Source organism: Acidihalobacter yilgarnensis (assembly GCF_001753245.1).
Taxonomy (GTDB): Bacteria; Pseudomonadota; Gammaproteobacteria; order DSM-5130; family Acidihalobacteraceae; genus Acidihalobacter; species Acidihalobacter yilgarnensis.
In genome coordinates, this window is the sequence record NZ_CP017415.1 from 3,274,577 (window position 1) to 3,293,522 (window position 18,946).

Below are 18,946 nucleotides of genomic sequence, written 5' to 3' on the forward strand. Positions count from 1 at the left end.
GGAGCTGGTGTGTCGCCCCTCGGTGAACATTATTTTCAGCGCTTGTGTCCGGTATCGTAACGACGTTCCAAACGCATGCTGTAGCGCGACATGCCAAAACAAAACAGCCAGTACAGCGCGCCAGCGAAGACGAATCCCTCCAGCGCGAAACCCAGCCACTTGGGATCAGTAAAGGCCGACTGCACGATTCCGAGCAGGTCGAACAAGCCGATAATCGAAACCAGCGTGGTGTCTTTGAACAACTCGATAAAGGTGGTCACCAAGCCAGGAATCACGAGCTTGAGGGCCTGCGGCAGAATCACCAGCGCCATCAATTTCCAGTAATTCAATCCCAGCGAAGCTGCTGCTTCCTGCTGGCCTCTGGGTATCGCCTGAAGACCCCCGCGCACGACTTCCGCGATATAGGCTGACTGAAATAACGCAATACCGATCAACGCGCGCATTAATTTATCGACATCGGCGCCCTCTGGCATGAATAAAGGCAACATCACGGAGGCCATAAACAATACCGTGATCAAGGGCACGCCGCGCCACAACTCGATGAAAGCGACGCACAATGCACGCACAATGGGCATCTGTGAACGACGTCCCAGTGCCAGCAGGATGCCGAGGGGTAGTGCCGCCACGATACCGACCGATGACAAGATCAAGGTCAACATCAAGCCGCCCCATTGCGTGGTTCTCACCACTGGCAAACCCGCCACGCCACCGTGAAACAAGGCGAAGGCCACGAACGGGAAGACAAGCAGCGTAAACAAGCCCACCCAGCGCTTACCCGGCATGCCGCGAAGCATCAACCAGGCCAAGAGGCCAACGAGCAATAAAGCACCGACATTAACGCGCCACAACTGATCCGGCGGATAGAACCCATAGATAAACTGGCTAAAGCGAGCCTCGATGAACACCCAGCAAGCCCCACCTGCGGTACAAGCGCTGCGATCGCTACCCACCCACGAAGCCTTGATGAATGCCCACTCGACAACCGGGGGCACCGTCAGATAAAGCAGATAGGCCGCAACCAATGTCAATAGCGAATTGAGCGGCGTGGAAAACAGATTGCGTCTAAGCCATCCAATCGCGCCTACTTGCGAAGATGGCGGCGGCAAATCCGGATGCGGTTGGTATTCCTTCATATGAATTCCTCGGTGCCGCGCTCAACGCTCAATGAGCGCAACCCGCTGGTTGTACCAGTTCATGAACAGCGAGATCAGCAAGCTCAGCGTGAGATAAACCGCCATGGTCATGCCGATGATCACCACCGCCTGCCCCGTTTGATTGAGCGTCGTCCCCGCAAAAACGTTGACCAGATCCGGGTAACCAATTGCGGTAGCGAGAGATGAGTTTTTGACCAAATTCAGGTATTGGCTGGTCAGCGGTGGAATGATCACCCGAAGCGCCTGCGGCAAGACAACCAAGCGTGTGGTATTGCCGGGATTTAATCCCAACGAACGGGCCGCCTCGGTCTGCCCATGGCTAACCGCGAGGATGCCCGAACGGACGATTTCCGCAATTGAGGAAGCGGTGTAGATGGTCAGAGCCAACAGCAGTGCTGTCAGCTCGGGGATCATGGTGATGCCACCGGTAAAATTGAAGCCATGCAGGCTTGGCAGCGACCAAGTCAGCGGCATACCCAGCAGCACAAAACTCAATGCCGGCAGCCCCACCAACAAAGCCAGCGAGGCATAGACCGTGTGAAAAGGCTGTCCGGTACGCAATTGCCGACGGTGCGCCCAACGTGCGAGCCAGACGACCAATACAATCGCAACCAGCAGGCTCAGCACTACATAACCGAATCCAGTACCCGGCACCGGTCCCGGCAAATAGACGCCGCGGATGTTCAGGAATGCCCATTCTCCGATCGACAAACTCTGGCGCGGTGCGGGTAGTGCCTGCAACACGGCAAAATACCAAAACAGCACCTGCAACAATAAAGGAATATTGCGGAAGGTCTCGATATAGATTCCGGCCAGGCGAGCAATCAGCCAATTCTTCGACAGCCTGCCGATACCGACTACCAGACCCACCAGCGTGGCCAGCACAATACCCATGACCGAAACCAGCAAGGTGTTAACCAGCCCAACCAGAAAGGTGCGGCCGTAGGTCGATGAAGGGGTATACGGAATCAGGCTTTGGATAATACCGAAACCGGCTTCTCGATCCAAAAAACCGAAGCCCGTGGAGATACCTCTTTGCTCAAGATTGCTGACCGTATTGTGAAAAACATAGCCGAGCAATGCGAATACTGCGCCCAAGACCAGCGCCTGGAATATGATCGCGCGAACCCGCGGGTTGCTCATCAGGCTTGGGCGTCCCGGTACGAGTGGTTCCTTGGGAGGAGCGGACATCGATTGATCCCGTATTGATAAAGCCCAGGGGGGGCGTGCTCCCCCTGGGGCGTTCACAATTCGACCGAAGTCGTGTCAGCGAATCGGCGGAGCGTACTGGATGCCGCCCTGATTCCAGAGGGCATTCAGGCCGCGGCGGATCTTCAGCGGTGATGACATGCCCACATTCCGCTCGAAGGATTCACTGTAATTACCAACCTGCTTGACGATGTCATAAGCCCACCCGTCGGAAACCCCGAGCATTTTGCCCAAGCCTCCCTTGACCCCGATGAAACGCTGAATCGCTGGGTTATTGCTATCGGCCTTGAGCGAATCGATGTTTTTCGAGGTAATACCGAGATTTTCGGCATCCAACATCGCAAACAAGCTCCACTTCACAAGATTGAACCATTCATCGTCGCCCTGTCGCACCGACGGGCCCAGCGGTTCTTTGGAAATAATTTCGGGCAACACCTCGGCGCTATCCGGGTTGGCCAACAGAATCCGCAACGCATACAACTGAGATTGATCGGAGGTCAGTACGTCACAACGACCCGCGTCGAATGCCTTCACGGTAGCGTCGGAGGTATCGAAGGTCACCGGTTTGAACTGCATATGCTGGCTGCGGAAATAATCGGCAAGATTGAGTTCAGTCGTCGTGCCGGATTGTACGCAGACGGTCGCGCCACTTAGATCCTTGGCGCTCTTGACCCCCAGCGCCTTCTTCACCATGAACCCCTGGCCATCGTAATAATTCACGCCGGCAAAATTGATCCCGAGTGAAGCATCGCGGGTCAGCGTCCAGGTCGTATTACGTGACAGCACATCAACCTCTCCTGACTGCAGTGCGGTGAAACGCTCCTTGGCGGTCAGCGGGGTGTACCGTACTTTGTTGGCGTCGCCAAACATTGCCGCAGCGACAGCGCGACAAACATCCACGTCCATGCCCTTCCAATGCCCTTTGTCATCGGTATTGGAAAAGCCGGGTAGACCCGTGCTAACGCCACACTGCACATAGCCTTTATTTTTGACGGCGTCGAAGGTGGCACCGGCGTGGGCAGTTCCCGCCACCATGGCAAACGAAAAGGCGGTACCAACCGCCATCCAGCGTAATTTATGCATGATTAGCCCTCATGATTGTTATTGACTGTCTGTATTTTATGGCGCGCGAGCCCCCCGGCTGCGCGTTACTCCCCGGCCGTATCACGTGTCCGTGCGACCGCCGATCGCCTATGCGTATCCCCCGATACGTAAGACACTACTCACATGCAGATATCGGGCCAGGTGCTGACATATCACCCTCATGGCCGAAAAAACTGTATCACCAGCTTTACACAGCATAGCCGCGAACAGGACGAACGGCCAGCATCACCCCGATGAAGGAGCAGATTTGCACCACAATGGTGCGTTCGTAACGAGTGCCGCCCGCAAGCTTGTACCCACGGGCGACACTTTTCGTAGACCTCGCTGATTACTTCAGGCCCAGCTTCTTGGTGATCACTGCGATCTCGTCAGCACTCATGGTCTGCTTGTTGACGATGTTGCCCCCCTCGACCTGCCAGACCACTTCCGGCCCCTGCACGTCACCCTGGGGATCGAAGTTCAGATCACCGGAGGCGCCGACATAGCGGATTGTCTTGCCCTCGGCCAGCAGCTTGCGAGCCTTTTTGAAACCAGCGACGCCGGCTTCGACAGGCGTGCCCTTCGGATCGCCGGTCACGCTACGGATGTGATCCTTGATGCAGGTGCCGGTGCTGCACTTGCCCGCCTCCATCGCCAGCGCGATAGTCGCAACAGCATCGTAGGCATTCGCATCGTAAGGCTGGGTAAAATCATGCCCGTAAGCCGCCTTGAATGCCTTCTTCACGATCGGCAGACTGGGGGTATCCATACTGCCGGGCACCGTTCCCCAAACATGGCCGTCTAGATATTTCGCACCGACGCTGGTGATGAACTGCGGGGCATTGAGCGCATCCGGGAACAGGTACTTCTGCGCACCGCCATTGCTGATCCATTCACGCAGGATGGTCGCACCCTCGTTCGGATAAGCAACCAAGAACAAGGCCTGTGGGTGGCCTGCCAGCGCCTTGGCAACCTCTGAGCGGTATGAAGGCTGCTGCGGGTTGTAAACCACCATCGAGGTCACCTTGCCGCCATAGGCGGTGAAGGCATCCTTAAAGCGATCAGCCAACCCCAGACCATAGGGATTGTTCAGGTAAATGACCGCCACCTTCTTGAGATGGGCTTTTTCCTTGGCCACATAGGCCATGGCCACGCCTTGCAGGGCGTCCGAAGGGCAGGTACGGAACCAGTAACCACCCGTCTTGCCTTCTTTGGCCAATTGGGTAAACGCTGGTGATGTCGACCCGGCGGAAATCTGCACCACCTTGGAGGGGGCCGTGGCCGAAGTCAGGATCGCCATCGACACGCCACTGGAATAGGCGCCGACCAGGGCCGGCACGTGGTTGATGTCGATCAGCTTCTTGGCCGCATCGACACCCGTCGAGGGCTGGGTCTGCGAATCATAGATCATCGCCTTGAGCGTACATCCATTGATGCCGCCGGCCTTGTTGAACTCCTCGACCGCCAGCTGCACGGCCTTGACGTTCTCCTGGCCGGTTGCGCTGAGCGAACCGGTCAGCGGCAGGACTGCACCGATGGGGATACTGCAATCGCTGGAGGCGGCATGCCCCACCATGGGCAGCGCGGCCAACAAGGCAGTCGCCAGATAAGGTTTGTAGCGCATTCGTGTATCTCCTCAATGAGAAAGCGAAACATCCGAGTTAGAGGGGGCCATTGGCCCACCTGTGATGCCCGACCCCTCCTCGCGCACATCTCCACTCGGCCATTCCCGTCAGTCAAGACGGGCTCTGCTGCGGGTTTTCCAGACACGCGTTACATCTGTGTGACGCCCCTTGTACGGGATCTCGACGCCCGGACAATCACCCGGGCGTCGCACACACCATATTGACGTCTTATCGAGTGTATTGCCTATTTGGCGTACTGCTTGAGCACCTTGTTGATCGCGTCAACTTTAATCATCCCGGTCTCGGCAACCTTGCCGCCCTTGACCGTCCACACCACCATCGGCGCCGTCACGTCGCCGTACTGGTCGAAGCTCAGCGGGCCGGAAGCACCGACGTAATGCACTTTTTTGCCGGCTTTGAGCAGCATAGAAGCCTTCTTGAAGCCATCGACGCCGGCATAGATAGGCGTGCCGCCCATACCCGTCACCTTGCGGATGTTGTCACGAATGGTCGGCGCCTTGTCACTCTTGCCGGATTCCATGGCCAATGCGGCAATCATGACGGCGTCATAGGCATTGGTCATGTAAGCCTGGGTCGGGTAGCTGCCGTGCTTCTTCTTGAAGTTTTCCTTAAAGGTTGCCAGCGAAGGCGTCTTCTCGGAACCCGCAGCGGTGCCGTAGACCGTCTTGAGGTACTGCGGACCCACGTCGTCGACAAACTTCTGCGACTCCAGGCCATCCGGTAGCAGGAAGGTCATCGGGCCGCCGGCGGATATCCATTCGCGCGCCACGGTGGTGCCGTCGCCCGGATAACCGACCAGGAACAGGGCCTGCGGTTTACCTGACAGGGCCTGATTGACCTCGGAACGATAGGAAGGCTGTTTGTCGTTGTAAGGCACCTCGGCAGTCACCGTGCCACCCATCTTCTTGAAATAGTTCGCAAACTTGCCGGCCAGACCAGTACCGTAAGGGTTGTTGATGTACATCACCGCCACGCTCTTGAGGCCGTGCTGATGCGCCAGCATGGCCATCGCCGTACCCTGCAGGGCATCGGAAGGCACGGTACGGAACCAGTAACCGCCAGTGCGGCCTTCCTGGGCGAGCTGGGTGAAGGTCGGCGAGGTCGACGCGGGCGAAATCTGCACCACATGCGCGGAGCTGGTCACCGAAGTCAGAATGGCCATGCTGACGCCGCTGGACAGTGCGCCGATGATGACCGGTACGCGATTGATGTCCACCAATTTCTTGGCCGCATCTACGCCCACGGCGGGATTGGTCTGATCGTCGTAAAGGTCGAATTTCAACTTGCAACCATTCACACCGCCGGCCGCATTGATATCGCTGACCGCGAGCTGAGCACCCTCGCCGATCTGCTGACCTAACGCACCCAGCGAACCGGTCAAGGCCATCACGCCACCGATGGTGGTCGTGCACTCGGCATGCGCATTGATCGCGGCCATTGACAGTACGCCGGCCGCCACGCCCGCGAACATCGACTTTGTCAGTTTTTTAGACACCATGTAATTACCCCTCATCAAGGTCCATTGGTGGACACATTATTAACAACAGATTGAATGCCTTACCCGTTATCCCACCCAGTCTTTAAATCATTGTCCTTATTATCTGCCTGCTGCGGGCGCGTGCCGCCCGGCACGCACCCGCAATTTCTTCTTCTCAAGGCGCCTGTTTGGCCCTGGGAATGATCGCTCTCCGGTTACCCAGGATTCCTCTGGGCTTGAAGATCAACGTCAGCATCAGCACCAAGCCGATCAAGATGATCTGGAAGGCGCCACCCTTAACCTGCAGACTCGCCGGCAGAATCGCCTGGACCAGCGTGCCGCTGCCGCTCCACAGCATCCAAACCAGCAGCGCACCCAGTACCGCACCGCGATTGTTGCCGCTACCGCCGATGATCAGCATCGCCCAGATCTGGAAGGTCAGCACCGGCTGGAAATCCTGCGGACTGATGTATTTGATGAAACAGGCGTACAGCGCGCCACCCAATCCCATGATCATGGAACCGATCACGAATGACTGCAGGCGGTAACTGAACGCGTTCTTGCCGACCGAGCTGGCCGCGGTTTCATCCTCGCGTATCGCCATCAATACCCGGCCCCAGGGCGAATGCACCATGCGCTCCAGCGCGATGTACACCACGAACAGGATGAGCAAGACCATCGCCAGGAAGAACACGTTGTACTCGAAGTTCGACTTGAAGACGTTCGCCAGCGGCTGCGGGATGTTATAGATGCCCTGCGTACCGCCTGTGAGCCACTGGGTGTTCATCGCCACCAGCTGGATGCTGAAGGCAATGCCGATGGTGGCGATGGCTAGGTAATCGTCACGCAGCCGCAGTGTCGGAAACCCAATGACCAGCGCCGCCACACCAGTGACCAACATCGCCGCAACCATGCTCAGCGGGATGGGCACGTTGAAACCGCCCAGATGCCCAGAGGTCACCGGGCTGGCGAGGATCGCGTAGGTATATGCGCCCACCGCGAAAAAACCGGCGACGCCAATATTGAACAGACCCGTGTAACCCCACTGCAGGTTCAGCCCCAGTGAGACAACGCCATAAATGGCGGCGAGGATCAGGAAAAATACGAGATAGGAAACCAGGCCGCTCATTTCTTTTCTCCGAGAATGCCGGTCGGACGTACGAGCAGGACCACAATCATGATCACGAAGGCTACCGCCGGCTTGTAGGCCGGGGAAATGAACATGACCGACACGTCCTGTGCGATGCCGATGACGAGGCCACCCAGTACCGCGCCGTAAACGCTACCGATGCCGCCCAGAATCGCCGCCGCGAATAAGGGCAAGACCAGGTTGAAGCCCATTTCAGGCAGAACCTGGACCGTGAGACCGAAGAACATACCGGCCACCGCAGCCAATGAGGCGCCGACCACCCAGGTCCAGCGCACAACGCCCTGCACGTTGATCCCGGTAACTTGTGCCAGCGCAAGATTGTCGGCGGTCGCGCGCATGGCCTTGCCCAGCTTGGTGCGCGTCAGGAACAAATGCAGCACCACCACCAGCACCGCGGCCAGGACGACCACGAAAATCTGATCCGCGGTCATGCGCACACCGGGCAGAATCTCCTTGGCCATCTGGATGGAATTGCTGTAATAGCGCGGCTCCGGGCCGAAGAACACGACGATGAAGTTGCGCAACAACAGCGAAGCACCGAAAGAGGCGAACACCAGCGCCACCTGAATATTGCTGCGTCGCAGTGGACGGAACACCAACCAGTCGACCAACAAGGCCAACCCAGAGGTCAGCACCGCAGCACCGATCAGCGCGACGATGAAGGGCCAGCCGAAGGACAGAGACCCGAAGGTCCCACCCTGCACGCCGGAAAAGGCCATCACGAACACCAAGCCGAAATAGGCGCCCCAGGACAGCAGGGAGCCATGCGCGAAATTGGCGAAGTTAAGAATGTTGTAGGTCAGCGTCAAACCGATCGCGCCGAGCGCAATCGTCGAGCCGAGAACGATACCGTCCGCGAGATATTGGCCGATCATAGCAATCCCCCCTTGGAGCCCAGATACAGCTCGCCGATCTCGGGGTTGCGCAATAGCGCATCCGCCTTGTCCATGATTTGCTCCTTGCCTTCCGCCAGGACATAGCCGCGATCGGAGATCATCAGCCCGGCCTTGGCATTTTGTTCCACCATCAGGATGGTGACGCCGGTATCGCGTACCTCCTGCACGTTCTTGAAGACCATGCCCACCAGTTTCGGCGACAGGCCCGCAGAGGGTTCGTCCAGCATCAATAATTTGGGGCTGACCATCAGTGCTCGACCGAAGGCAACCATCTGCCGCTGTCCGCCCGAGAGCTTACCCGCCGGGTGATGCCGCAGCCGTGCGAGATCCGGAAACAGCGCATAGGTCTCTTGCAGACGCTGTTCGAGGCCTTCCTTGCGCGTGTAGGCCCCCATTTCCAGGTTTTCCTGCACGCTCAGACGGGCAAACACGTTGTTGTTCTGGGGGACGTAGGCCAAGCCCTGTTGCACCATCGTGTGCGGTGCCAGGGCGGTGATATCGCGGCCCTCCAAGGTGACTTTGCCGGAGAAGACCGGCACCAGTCCGGCGATGGACTTGATCAATGTGGACTTGCCCGCGCCGTTGGGGCCCAGCACGGTGACGATCTCGCCTGGCATCACCTCAATGGTCGCGCCACGGAGGATCGGCACACCCGGATTGTAACCAGCCATGAGATTATCGACCTTGAGCATCGCTTCACTCATCGGGGCTGCCTCCCAGGTAGGCGTCAAGCACGCGCGATCGGTGCGCACTGTTTGCGCATCGCCCTCCATCAACAGTTTCCCGTTGGCCATCACCAAGATGGGGTCGCAGAGATTCATGACCATGTCCATGTTGTGTTCGATGAGCAGGAAGGTGATGCCCTTATCGTGCAGCTCACGTATGCGCTCGATGATTTCGGCGAGCAGCGAGGGATTCACGCCCGCACCCGGCTCGTCGAGCAGGATCAGCTGCGGATCTGCCATCAGCGCGCGACCGATCTCCACCAGCTTCTGCTGTCCACCGGACAGATTCTTGGCCTGCTCGTGAGTCACGCGTTCCAGATTCAGGAACTTGAGCGTCTCACGGGCCTTCTCGTGTATCTCCTGTTCCTGCTGGCGGACTCGGCCACGGCGGAACCAGTTGTTCCAGAACTGTTCCCCATACTGACGCGGAGGCACCACCATGAGGTTCTCAAGCACGCTCATGTCGGGGAAGGGTCTGGGAATCTGGAAGGTACGCACCAGGCCCTTGTGAAAAATCCGGTGTGGCGAAAGCCCATCGATGGCCTCGCCATTGAAGGTAATGCTGCCGCGAGTCGGTTTGTAGACGCCGGCGATGGTATTGAAGAGGGTGGTCTTGCCCGCCCCGTTCGGACCGATCAACCCGGTAATGGTATTTTTCTGCAAGGTGAAGGAAACGTTGTCTATGGCCTGTAGGCCGCCGAAATCCTTACCCAGCTCGGTGACCTCTAGCATCTCGTGTCCTCATATTCTGGGCGACGCCACGCCGCCGCAAACCGGGTCGCTCGGACACGCCGAATTATGTTGGTATCCATGGTTTTTTGAAGATGGCTGCTCGGTAGTACGTTCAATTGAAACACCCCGGTTCATGCCACCGGCACGACCAGGCCCAAGTGCTCTCCGTCGACAAGATAATCGCGCCGCGGAGACAGTAACGAGGCATTTATACACCAGCCCCAGAAACAAAACCGGGCACCCCTAGGGGCACCCGGTATTTTCACATCAAGCTTGAACGCCTTAGAAGCTGTAGTAACCGCCGATTGCCAGCTGACCGTTGGCGCGGGTACCGGAATTGACGCCATCCAGACCGCTGACAGCGGCATCCTTGCCGTAGTACTGGTACTCGGCGAACAGGGCGACCGCGTCCACTGGAGCGTAGGCTACGCTGAAGGTCGTGATCGTACCCTTCTTGCCTTTATAGTTCGTGTTGGCAATGCTCATATCGCTCTGACTCGTCGAGGATATATCCCCCATCAGCGTCCACTTCGGCGCGACCATGTAGCTCGCCCAGAGGCTGACGGTATTGATGGCGTTGTCGTTCTGCGCCGTCGTCGTGCCGTTGTAGATTTTGCTGGTCGGCTTGTAGGAGAACAGGCCCAGGTTCACGGACAGCGGACCTTCGTTATAGCTGGCGCGGGCTGCGACCTTGCTCTTGAGCAGCTCGCCGGCATAGGTATTGATCGCCGTGCCCCAGACGGTGGTCGAAGCGGACTGGCTGTACTCGTGAGTACCGTCGCCGTACTTCGAGAAACCAACATAACCAGCAGCGAAGCTCAGCGGGCCGGCCGTGTAGGTGCCGGTCAGCGTGACGTTGGTCTCGTCCTTGGAGCCGCTGGTCGAACCCTTGCTCATGTTGGACAGCGAGGCCGACATGTTGAAGCCACCCATGGTCGGGGTGGTGTAGACGATCGCCTTATCCATCTGCTTGACGTCGACGTTGGTCGTGTAGAACCACCAGAAGGGGTTGAACACGGACACGATGTCGGTATAGAACGGCGTGAACGGACGGCCGACCATCACGGTGCCCCAGCCACCCTTGGCGCCCAGGAAGGCGGTATAGGTGGTTGGCGAAGAGCTGGAACCCGACTGCACCGGATTCACGTTCATCATGTACTCGTACATGAAGGTGGTATCACCGGTTTTGCCCAGGTCACCCTTGATGCCGATACGGCTGCCGTCGCTGGAGATATCGTAGGCAGAACTACCGCCCGGATTGGCAGTCGGAGTGTTGTAGTAACCGGCGATGCCCAGGCCACCGAAAATCGTAGCGGTCGGCGCAGCATGCGCGGCGGCGCCGGCAAAGGCCAGACTCATGGCAGCGGCAAGTGCGGCGGCCTTCGGCGTAAACACGTTCTTCACATTCATCACGTATGATTCCCCCTAGCAAGTTTACTGAACAATTAACAACAAAACGCTTTATACAAGCCATTCACAGCTATCGAATGCGCGTCGAGCGCATGGCGCAGAGAAAAGCACAACTCGTGCCATGTCGCTCAAAACCGGCAATTCAGTCGGTTGGATACATTCCCGATGCCCATTGGGACAACTTATGCACCAAGATGGTACGCAAAAACCCCGTACGCACCATTTCGATGTCTGTGTGGCGAGATTTTGATACCCATTCGTTGTGTGATGCAACCATTTTAGGCCTCACTCGTGCGCTGAAGCGTATCATCCTGGTGCGCATCACCTGCTTTTCGCCCCACATTGTCTCCTTTTGGTCTCAATTCTCGTCTTCTCTCGTCTTCGTTTGCCAAGCCCTTATCCAGCGGCGTATGTTCGCTGCAAAATCGACTCGCCTAGGGCACCTGCACCAATATGTCACCCGATCACCTAACCGACGCACTCCGCGCACTCGTCGCCCTGCTCGCGATCGTGAACCCCGTCGGAGCCGTTCCCATCTTCGTCGCCGTGACCGGCGATCAAACCGCTGGAGACCGGCTGCGCACCTCGCGCACCACCGCCATCGCGGTCGGCGTCACACTGCTCGCCGCCGCGCTCGCCGGGCAGTACATCCTGCAGCTCTTCGGCATCGACCTCGACGCCTTCCGTGTTGGCGGCGGCCTGCTGATCCTGCTCATGGCCATTCACATGCTGCAGGGCAGCCCCAACCGCGCGCGCAATACTCCGGAAGAAACTCAGGAAGGCGTGGCCAAGGACGACGTTGCCGTAGTCCCGCTCGCCATCCCGCTGCTCGCAGGGCCCGGTAGCATCTCCACCGTCATCATCACCGCACAGAACGCACGAGGTTGGCTCGGCTATCTCGCACTGCTACTCAATATTCTCATCGTCGCCGGCGTCGTCTACGCCACCCTGCGCGTAGCCGTGCCGCTGTCCGCCAAGCTTGGGGAGACCGGCATTCGCATCGCCACCCGCGTCCTCGGCCTGCTGCTCGCCGCCATCGCCGTCCAGTTCATGGCCCTGGGAATTCGCGGCCTGCTGCCAGGCCTCGCCTGACCCCCGTCACCGCAATGGACGCGCCTGCGTCAACACAGTATGCTTTGTCCCCCCGCGCCCGTAGCTCAGCTGGATAGAGCGCTGCCCTCCGGAGGCAGAGGCCAGAGGTTCGAATCCTCTCGGGCGCGCCATCATTCTTACTCCCCCTAAGCCCCTGCCCCGCCCCTACAGGGTGGATAGGCGCAGCGCCTGCGCCAACTACCCTCATAGCCCCCAACCCCGAATGCCCGCCGGAACCGGCTATGCTCGTGCGGGGCGGACACCGAGGTCCGGTCATTGGCTTAAAGGGGGAATGATCATGCGCAGCGTCACCTTGCTGATTGCGGTCGGTCTGGCATTGATCGCCACGAATGTGCTGGCGGGCGCTGGCGATGCCAAGCCCGGCATCTCTGCTCAGGCGTTGGACTACGGCAGAAACATCTCCCCGCTCGAAAGCCTCGCAGGCCTTCGGCCGGTCGAGGCGAAGCACGCGATGGTGGTCACCGCGCAGCATCTGGCAACGCGCGTGGGCGTGCGCATCCTGCGCGAAGGCGGCAACGCCATCGATGCGGCGGTGGCCATCGGCTATGCGCTTGCGGTGGTGCATCCCTGCTGCGGCAACATCGGCGGTGGCGGATTCATGGTGATCCACCTCGCCAACGGCGAGAACCGCTTTCTCGACTTCCGCGAGAAAGCGCCGCTCAAGGCCTATCCCAAACTGTTCCAGAACGCACAAGGCGAGGTCGTACCCGGCCTGAGCACGCACAGCTACCTCGGCGTCGGCGTGCCTGGCACGGTGATGGGCCTCAATGCCGCGCTGACCCAATACGGCACCCTGCCGCTGAAGACCGTCATGGCACCGGCCATCGCGCTCGCGCGTAAGGGCTACATCCTCGATCCCGGCGACGCACACATCCTCGACGGCCGCGCCGACGACTTCCGCAAATACCCCAACGTCGACGCCATCTTCCTCAACCACGGTCAGCCCTGGCGCGCGGGCGAGCGCCTGCGCCAGCCGCAGCTCGCACGCACCCTCGAACGCATCGCCGAAGGCGGCACCCACGCCTTCTATCGCGGCCGCATCGCCAAGGCCATCGTCGCGGCCAGCGCGCAGCATCGAGGCATCCTCAGCCTGCAGGATTTCGCGGACTACACCGTTCGATGGGCCAAGCCGGTCGAATGCGACTACCGCGGCTACACCATCGTCTCCGACCCGCCGCCCAGCTCGGGCGGCACCACGATCTGCGAGATCCTACAGATCGTCAAACCCTATCCGCTTGGCGAGTGGGGCTACGCCTCGGTCAAGACCCTGCACTACCTCATCGAAGCCGAGCGCCACGCCTTCGCCGATCGCAACACCTATCTCGGCGACCCCGCCTTCGTACACAACCCCATCCGCGAACTGCTATCGCCCGCGCATGCCGCCAAAATCCGCGCGCAAATCCGACCTGATGCCGCCACGCCCTCCAGCGAGGTCAAGGGCAGTCTCGGGCCGGCCGAAGGCACCAACACCACCCAGTTTTCCGTAGTCGATGCGCACGGCAATGCCGTCAGCGTGACCTACACCATCAACTACCTCTTCGGCCTCGGGCAGATCGCCGGCGACACCGGCTTTTTTCTCAACAATGAAATGGACGACTTCACCTCCAAACCCGGCGTCCCGAACAGCTTCGGGCTCGTGCAGGGGCGCGTGAACCAGATCGAGCCGGGCAAACGCCCACTCAGCTCCATGTCGCCAACCATCGTGCTGCGCCACGGCAAGCTGTTCATGGTCACCGGCAGCCCCGGCGGCTCCACCATAATCTCGACCACACTCGAAACCATCCTCAACGTGATCGACTTCGGCATGAACATGCAGCAGGCCGTCGACGCCCCGCGCTTCCATGAACAATGGCAGCCGCCCACCGTCATGATCGAGCCCGGTCTACTCACCCCGGCGACACAGCGGACCCTGGAAAAAATGGGTTACCGCTTCACCTACGGCAACGCCTGGGGTGCCGCCATGGCCATCCTGGCAAATCCCAAAACCGGCCTCTATGAAGGCGCTGCCGACCGGCGCAGACCCTCGGCGCTGGCAGCGGGCTATTGAGCGCGATCAGAAACGTCGGCGGATGAACCAAGCGGGCCGAAATGTCTATCTAAAGGAGGCGATTTTAGAGGCGGGCATCGCCACACACGCGCACCGCAATGCTTGAACAGATGCTGAGCCTGTATGTCTTAAATCCGCAGCCAATAACGGTCCCTTTAGCCACTACATTTGGATGACTGCTATAGTGGACCCTGATTTTCAGACAATAAATCAAGGTCCACTATAGTGATATGGAAAGATCGTGATCGGCCGGTGGTGGCCGTCTTTTGCCTCTTACTCCGTCTCTTCACGGCCACATCCGGCCGTTCATGCCCCTTCCAAATCAAGCCGTTGGATGGCCGGGTTGCAGCGAGAACCAGTCATTAACCTTGCGCTTGATTGGAAGCAGTATCGTGTCCCGGTTTTCATATGTGCATATAGAGACAGAAGAATGATAAAGTAATTAATAATCAGTTTGTTAATGTCTTATTTTGCGGGGCTCTATATTAAAAAATGTCCGGACCCATCGGTCTCTATATTTACTGTTAGCTTTCACAACGGGGGGTTCCGCGATATGGACAAGCTTACCGCCTTAGCGGAGTACTTCAGAAAGGTGCCAGCGGCATTTTTGATTGCAGTTCTTACTGTACTCGGCCTTGTGCTTTTCCTACCTGATCACTATGCCAAGATCCTGGCTATTGATGCGTTTCGTAGCCAGTATCGTGTCTTTATTGGGCCGACATTCCTACTGGTTTTCGCTTTTAGCATAGCTCGCTTGTTTACCTATTTAGCAAGGACCTACACGGCCAGGAAGCTTCTCAAGGAGCGAAAAGAGTTACTGCACAAGCTGACACCAGAAGAAAAGGGCTACCTGGTTCCGTATATTCTCAACCAGCAAAACAGTGTGTACGTTGGCATGGATGATGGAATCATGGCTGGGTTGCGTAAGAAGGGCATCACTTACTTGGCTGCAAATATGGGAGACTTACGCAATGGCTTTGCTTTCAACTTGCAACCTTGGGCACGCGAGTACCTTCAAGGCAATCCACAATTACTTGATAGCTATGCAGGTCACCCAATGACACCTGGCCAGAAGCTACATTCAAGGTGGTATAGCTAACAACTCGTTCAAGACGCCGCCCACTGGCTACGCCAGCGGACGGCGTCTTAACACCACTCCAATTCGACAGTCGCTTTCGATCTTTAACTAATCGTCGCTGAGCCAGCCATCGTGCTAGTAATCCATCAATCAATGGAAATTCAATCTAATGTTAAAGCACGTTTCCGAAGTGTTAGAAGCAGTTGGCCCAGAGGCTATAACGATCCTCGATGCAATATTTGAGGCCGCCCAGTTTCCAGAAGGTGTTCCAGCTCAAAGGTTTCGGGCTGATCATCCGCAATGGTTTGGTGCGATTGACAAACTCGAAAGCAACGCACTTTTTCTGGAACGAGGCAGAAATGACTCGGCTTGCTATCGCATTAAAGTATTTGCTCTACCTCTTATTTCCTCTGATACAGCAAATAGCTTGGTGCGGGGGTTCGACGAAATATGGCCGACGCTTCAGTTGCTGTATAAAGAACACTTGAGCGAGCCCCTCTCGGTACAACAAATTGCTAAGGAATCGCAGAGTGAGGAGAACTGGTTAAAGCAGCTGTTCACATACATGAAGGATGCATCGGGTTGGTGGTCTGGGTTGAGCCTCGATTTCCCGTTTAAGGAAGATTCAACCGTGTGCCTTTCAGAGGGACTTCTAAAACACAAGGCGTTCTCGGATCTTATTACACAGGCTTATGAGTGGAATTACGTAAACGCGCGGAATCACGCTCCCGCATGGAACGATTTTTCCCAGCGCGTCATTGAGAGTGATGGTTCTGGCGGATTTTTTTCATCGGCCGATGTGGCAGGTCGTCCTGAATGGTACGACGACCTGGATCCTACTATGAAGTCAGTGATCGATGAGGTAGATCGGGCGCTTAGGCAGGGGTTACTTTCGCTACCGACTATGGGGCTACGTACCTTGATTGACATGACGATGGCGGATAAAGGGCGTGCAACAGGATCATTCGCCCAACGTATACAACAGTTTGTGGATGACGGATGGGTAACGCGGCAACATAAGGAGCTGCTCGAGATTGTTTTGGACGCAGGCAATGCATCGGCACATCGGGCGTATTTTCCCGATATGGAGGATTTACAGACGTGCGTGGATGTTGTGAAACATCTGCTGCAGGGTATTTATGTGCTTCGCCCGAAGGCCGAACGACTAAAAGCGCACACTCCCGAAAGGAAAAAATAGAATCAGCGGTTCAGTGGACACCCAGAAGAGTGTAGAAGGGCTCTACTTCATTAAGTGACTGCCTTGAGAGTGGTAGCCGACTCTCATTGAAGAGCGAAAAGACTGTCCGGAGTGGGTCGAGGGCACCCATTCAACCAAGCAAGAAGCGGCCATTCATAAAGCCCAGATACGTACTCTGAGCCATGCCAGCTCCAACGATATATTTTGGCCATCAAAAAAAAGGGCGGCTGACCGCCCTTCAGGGTAAATTTATTTATTACGGCGCCATAAAACCATATCGCTTATAGAGATTTTGTGCCGTAGAACCCACCATGAATTTCATGAAGTCCTTTGCCGCCTCTGGATTGGGCGCATTGCGCATTAATCCAGCCGTATAGGCCACAACTTTATTGTCTTTTGCGGGCACGCTGACAATCGAGATGGGGTGATGGGCGATTTTGTCGTGGAAGTAGGCTTCGGTGTACCAGACGACACCCGCCGAACACTTGCGCTCCATTATTCGCACGGGCGTCTGCCGATGATGAATGTGCGTCAGGAAGGTCGTGCCATTTTTGACCTTTTCTTTATAGACGATGTTAACCAGAGATTCGCCACCGGTTTTTTTGAGCGCGGGGATGATTGCATGCTTGGCAATACCTTCCCACTCGGGATTGGGCATGCAAAGTCGAAGTTTTGGCCTAGCCAGGCTCTTCATGCCGTTACTCAGGAGTCAGGAATATAGGCAACAGTTGGATGCTTGAAGAAAGATCGAATCAAGGATCGCCGGATAGGTTTCCCGTTGCCAGCGCTCGATCGCGTCAGGGTCCCTCTGATACGCACGCTGGAGTGGCTTTTGCGCAGTCAAGCCGACCCGCGCCAGCAACGCGCCCACTGAGGCCAAGCTCAGCGAAACGCCCAATCGCTGTGCGATCAGTTCGCGCACGATCTGGCGTGTCCATAAACCGAAGTCGAAGCCATACTGCCGCGGGTTCTTGCCGTTGACCCACCGGAACACTTGCCGTCCTTGGGCATCGGTCAACTTCCGGCGCCGCCCGGGTGCCCGCCGCAACTGTAGGGCCCGCTTGCCTTGGCCGCGCCCGCGCACCTTCAGCCGTACCTTGTACGCCCAAGTCCGGTGCATCCCGAACGACGCCGAGACCGCTGCCGGCGATTCGCCTTCCGCCATCCGCTCCAGCGCCATGAAGCGCATCGCTTCCAGCGTCTCGCGGGTCAATGTCCGTCCATCGTTCTTCATACCCAATTATGACCGAAGTCGACGCCATTTGTTCCCTAATCTACTGACTTATGAGTAACGTGTTGAGGGTTACCCTTGTAAACCATGATGGCGAGCTTGTTTTTCGCATAAACCTCCGTTTTTGAAAACCAATGCATCTTGTCCTGCAGATGCAGAATGCTGCCATGGCCTGCGGTCAGAATATCCGGTTTTAAGTTGACGTGCATATTGCCGATCAATATGCCGTCGCCGCGCTTGATGGCTGTAATCAATCTTCCTGGCGGCATGGTGAAGGCAACCACACGCTTGTATCGTGGGTAAGCCTTCATGAAATCCTTCATCAGATGATTGACCAGCATGTACTGGTTGCCGGCAAAAAACACCACGAGCTGAGGGTCGTTCACGTCGCCATGAATATCGGGGACGTTTTGCAGGCCAGGGACGGTCAACTCGGTGCCATTGTAGATCGGTTTGTTCCATGGCGGCTGGACTTTCAATAACGATGCGGGAAAATCCCGCATGTATCGCGAATTTTCGTAAGCCGAATTTCGATCTGCCGATGCGGCATGATCCATCTGCTGTGCCTGCACGATTCCCGATGTACTCAACAGCACGGCTGCGGCGCAGCCCGAGAAGATCAAGGTGCGTACCTTATTCATGCCAATTCCTCCTGCTGGTGTATTGATTTTATTATAAGAAATACCGATTAAATCGTAATCGCGGACGAGCATCGACGCATTCGCAATGCCGCGTTCACGGAATGATACTGGCATAAGCGTTAATTCGAGGCCAGGCTTCGTTGCGAACAGAAATGA

Annotated in this window: 16 protein-coding genes and 1 tRNA gene; 5 read left to right on the top strand and 12 right to left on the bottom strand. The window is 57.3% G+C overall.

From position 1 onward, the window contains the following. Nucleotides 1-35: 35 nt before the first annotated feature. From BI364_RS15765 to BI364_RS15805, 9 genes are all read right to left on the bottom strand, one after another. Complete coding sequence (locus BI364_RS15765; protein ID WP_070079549.1) at nucleotides 36-1,133, bottom strand: amino acid ABC transporter permease; 1,098 nt, start codon at nucleotides 1,131-1,133, stop codon at nucleotides 36-38. Between the two features lie 21 nt (nucleotides 1,134-1,154). Next, nucleotides 1,155-2,345 (bottom strand): amino acid ABC transporter permease, encoded by a 1,191-nt coding sequence (locus tag BI364_RS15770; protein WP_070079550.1) that lies wholly within the window; start codon nucleotides 2,343-2,345, stop codon nucleotides 1,155-1,157. A gap of 75 nt (nucleotides 2,346-2,420) precedes the next feature. Next, on the bottom strand, nucleotides 2,421-3,446 hold the full coding sequence (locus tag BI364_RS15775) for an amino acid ABC transporter substrate-binding protein (protein WP_070079551.1): 1,026 nt from the start codon (nucleotides 3,444-3,446) through the stop codon (nucleotides 2,421-2,423). A gap of 349 nt (nucleotides 3,447-3,795) precedes the next feature. After that, nucleotides 3,796-5,070, bottom strand: coding sequence for an ABC transporter substrate-binding protein (locus tag BI364_RS15780; RefSeq protein ID WP_070079552.1), 1,275 nt, complete (start codon nucleotides 5,068-5,070; stop codon nucleotides 3,796-3,798). A 245-nt stretch (nucleotides 5,071-5,315) separates the two neighbouring features. Continuing rightward, nucleotides 5,316-6,590 (bottom strand): ABC transporter substrate-binding protein, encoded by a 1,275-nt coding sequence (locus tag BI364_RS15785; RefSeq protein WP_070079553.1) that lies wholly within the window; start codon nucleotides 6,588-6,590, stop codon nucleotides 5,316-5,318. Nucleotides 6,591-6,744: 154 nt separating this feature from the next. After that, the gene (locus tag BI364_RS15790) at nucleotides 6,745-7,698 is read right to left on the bottom strand and encodes a branched-chain amino acid ABC transporter permease (RefSeq protein ID WP_070079554.1); all 954 of its coding nucleotides are present in this window, start codon (nucleotides 7,696-7,698) and stop codon (nucleotides 6,745-6,747) included. Further along, the gene (locus BI364_RS15795) at nucleotides 7,695-8,594 is read right to left on the bottom strand and encodes a branched-chain amino acid ABC transporter permease (RefSeq protein WP_070079555.1); all 900 of its coding nucleotides are present in this window, start codon (nucleotides 8,592-8,594) and stop codon (nucleotides 7,695-7,697) included. The genes BI364_RS15790 and BI364_RS15795 overlap by 4 nt, the downstream gene beginning before the upstream one ends. Beyond that, nucleotides 8,591-10,072 (bottom strand): ATP-binding cassette domain-containing protein, encoded by a 1,482-nt coding sequence (locus tag BI364_RS18820; RefSeq protein WP_070079556.1) that lies wholly within the window; start codon nucleotides 10,070-10,072, stop codon nucleotides 8,591-8,593. Before BI364_RS18820 ends, BI364_RS15795 begins: the two co-directional genes overlap by 4 nt. 282 nt (nucleotides 10,073-10,354) lie before the next feature. Continuing rightward, the gene (locus BI364_RS15805) at nucleotides 10,355-11,482 is read right to left on the bottom strand and encodes a porin (protein WP_070079557.1); all 1,128 of its coding nucleotides are present in this window, start codon (nucleotides 11,480-11,482) and stop codon (nucleotides 10,355-10,357) included. 453 nt (nucleotides 11,483-11,935) lie between these two features. Here BI364_RS15805 and BI364_RS15810 point away from each other — a divergent pair, with 453 nt between their 5' ends. From BI364_RS15810 to BI364_RS15830, 5 genes are all read left to right on the top strand, one after another. Then, nucleotides 11,936-12,574 carry a MarC family protein gene (locus tag BI364_RS15810; RefSeq protein WP_070079558.1) on the top strand — a complete coding sequence of 213 codons (639 nt, stop codon included), beginning with the start codon at nucleotides 11,936-11,938 and terminating at the stop codon, nucleotides 12,572-12,574. Between the two features lie 54 nt (nucleotides 12,575-12,628). Beyond that, nucleotides 12,629-12,705, top strand: a tRNA-Arg gene (locus tag BI364_RS15815). Between the two features lie 167 nt (nucleotides 12,706-12,872). Beyond that, entirely contained in the window at nucleotides 12,873-14,642 is a 1,770-nt protein-coding gene (gene ggt, locus BI364_RS15820; RefSeq protein WP_070080149.1) for a gamma-glutamyltransferase, read from the top strand. Nucleotides 14,643-15,195: 553 nt separating this feature from the next. Then, nucleotides 15,196-15,741 carry a super-infection exclusion protein B gene (locus BI364_RS15825; RefSeq protein WP_070080150.1) on the top strand — a complete coding sequence of 182 codons (546 nt, stop codon included), beginning with the start codon at nucleotides 15,196-15,198 and terminating at the stop codon, nucleotides 15,739-15,741. A gap of 148 nt (nucleotides 15,742-15,889) precedes the next feature. Beyond that, nucleotides 15,890-16,918, top strand: coding sequence for a DUF4145 domain-containing protein (locus BI364_RS15830; protein WP_070079559.1), 1,029 nt, complete (start codon nucleotides 15,890-15,892; stop codon nucleotides 16,916-16,918). 256 nt (nucleotides 16,919-17,174) lie between these two features. Here the strand turns inward: BI364_RS15830 and BI364_RS15835 are convergent, their stop codons facing one another. The 3 genes from BI364_RS15835 to BI364_RS15845 are packed head-to-tail and all read right to left on the bottom strand — an operon-like array spanning nucleotide 17,175 to nucleotide 18,904. Then, nucleotides 17,175-17,612, bottom strand: coding sequence for a substrate-binding domain-containing protein (locus tag BI364_RS15835; protein WP_083251471.1), 438 nt, complete (start codon nucleotides 17,610-17,612; stop codon nucleotides 17,175-17,177). A gap of 15 nt (nucleotides 17,613-17,627) precedes the next feature. Further along, a complete protein-coding gene (locus tag BI364_RS15840; protein WP_070077685.1) occupies nucleotides 17,628-18,152 on the bottom strand; it encodes a winged helix-turn-helix domain-containing protein in 525 nt (174 codons plus the stop codon). Between the two features lie 35 nt (nucleotides 18,153-18,187). Then, nucleotides 18,188-18,904: a type 2 periplasmic-binding domain-containing protein gene (locus tag BI364_RS15845; RefSeq protein WP_070079561.1), complete on the bottom strand. Its 717-nt coding sequence runs from the start codon at nucleotides 18,902-18,904 to the stop codon at nucleotides 18,188-18,190. Nucleotides 18,905-18,946 lie beyond the last annotated feature (42 nt).